Genomic DNA, 1,761 nt, shown 5'->3' with positions numbered 1-1,761 from the left:
ATTAATCTGCTTAAAAATGAACCCTCTAAAATGAGCATTAAGAAAAAACGTTTTAAAGCCGCTTTGAACGATCAATTCAGGGAAAATGTGATTTTTTCGACGTGAAGTTTATATGCGGTTGCCCTGCACCATATGGTAAGAGGCTAATATTACCCATCCCCCGAAATTGTAAAATCAGTAGCCAAAGGGGGTATACTGAAATTGACTAACGTAGCCAATAATTAAATATACAATGTAATTGGGCTACTTTCTAATTGGTCATCTATATTGGCTATGTGTTGGGTCAATGTGACTTCAAACGGTGCGAATTTCGATAAAAACCTCATTGTTCCGTCAAAGCTGTTTTTTGCGACTCAGATGTGAACACAGCTGACACTGGATTTGAAAAGTTACAATACTATTCCTGTTTTACATGCTATTCTTTGCGTATCTTTTTTGATACACTATAAATATGACGCCAATACTTTCTGTTAATTTTTTTGCAACTGAAGCAGGTAGCGAACCCGTTAGAGAATGGTTAAAAGATTTATCTGCTCAAGATAGAAAAACTATTGGCGAAGATATTAAAACGGTGCAATTCGGTTGGCCTCTTGGTATGCCGTTAGTCGATCACATTGAAGGCGACATTTGGGAAGTCAGAATTAAGCTTGATAATCGGATAGCGCGAGTTCTGTTTGTAATCGTCAAAAAAACAATGATTCTGCTGCATGGCTTTATCAAGAAAGATCAAAAAACACCGAAACCAGAGCTTGATTTGGCAAAACAAAGATTAAAGACCTTGCGGGGGAAAAGATGAATAATCAACACAAAGAAAACCTTCATATTGGCAGCAGCTTTGACGACTTTCTTAGCGAAGAAGCGATTCTCGAAGAAGTAACTGCCGTAGCAACAAAACGTGTTATTGCTTGGCAAATTTCAGAAGGTATGTCTTCGCTTAAGCTGAGTAAAACGGCAATGGCAAAAAAAATGCATACCAGCAGAGCATCGCTTAATAGGTTGTTGGATGAAAAAGACACCAGTTTAACTCTTACAACCTTAATGAGTGCCGCCGCCGCTCTTGGAAAAAAAGTAAGAATAGAACTGGAATCAGTCTGAATTTTATTTACAGCTCCCACGATGTAGGTAAGTCGAAGGGTCATTTATTGGGTAGTGGGTGAAATCTGTAATTTTCAATATACTTGAGGTTATGACATTAAGTAGGTAGCCAAAAGTCTTTTAACAAAATAGTAAATGCAGTTTTTTGCCTAAGAAATCGTATTTAAACTTAAAAAATCTCCATTACTGGATTATTTGCTAAATAATCGATGATTTTATTTTTGAAAATGTTAAATAACTTTTGAACGACTACTTACGATTAAACCCCCATAATATTGACCATGACCTGTTATCAAGAAGTTACCTGTCGTCAGTGTAACAGCAACCCTATTTCGTCAGCCGGATATAATGCGCACGGTGAACAACGTTACCGTTGCCAAGAGCCAAATTGCCCAGCTAAAACCTTTATGCTGAAATATCGTTACCGGGGGCCTGCGAGCTAGGCATAAAGGAGCGGGTAATAGATATGGCAATCAATGGCAGTGGCATTCGTGATACGGGTCGTGTGCTAAAAATCGATAAGAATACGGTTATTAACACCAATACCTTCGTCAAAATTTAAGCCGCTCTCGCATGAATCCTGCCAATTTCTGCGGCTTGGAAGATACGGTCGTCGATTAAAAATGTGTCATCATTTTTGTCCAGCGAATTAATAATCCGCTGCGT

Annotated in this window: 2 protein-coding genes and 1 pseudogene; all 3 read left to right on the top strand. The window is 38.3% G+C overall.

The window, feature by feature from the left end:
• Window positions 1-451 precede the first annotated feature (451 nt).
• Window positions 452-796 carry a type II toxin-antitoxin system RelE/ParE family toxin gene (locus N7974_RS20490; protein WP_262967383.1) on the top strand — a complete coding sequence of 115 codons (345 nt, stop codon included), beginning with the start codon at window positions 452-454 and terminating at the stop codon, window positions 794-796.
• The gene (locus tag N7974_RS20485) at window positions 793-1,095 is read left to right on the top strand and encodes an XRE family transcriptional regulator (protein WP_243217201.1); all 303 of its coding nucleotides are present in this window, start codon (window positions 793-795) and stop codon (window positions 1,093-1,095) included. Before N7974_RS20490 ends, N7974_RS20485 begins: the two co-directional genes overlap by 4 nt.
• Window positions 1,096-1,376: 281 nt before the next feature.
• Window positions 1,377-1,636: pseudogene (locus tag N7974_RS20960) on the top strand (IS1-like element transposase); the annotation flags it as partial.
• Between the last annotated feature and the right edge of the window lie 125 nt (window positions 1,637-1,761).

The sequence above is a fragment of the Methylobacter psychrophilus genome (assembly GCF_025583945.1).
GTDB classification, from domain to species: Bacteria; Pseudomonadota; Gammaproteobacteria; order Methylococcales; family Methylomonadaceae; genus Methylobacter_C; species Methylobacter_C psychrophilus.
The sequence above is the reverse complement of the archived record's forward strand: the minus strand, read 5'-3'. Positions and strand labels throughout refer to the sequence as shown.

What these genes read in the sequence shown, in the direction of transcription:
- N7974_RS20490 (WP_262967383.1), top strand. Translation starts at nt 452, where the DNA reads ATGACGCCAATACTTTCTGTTAATTTTTTTGCAACTGAAGCAGGTAGC.
- N7974_RS20485 (WP_243217201.1), top strand. Translation starts at nt 793, where the DNA reads ATGAATAATCAACACAAAGAAAACCTTCATATTGGCAGCAGCTTTGAC.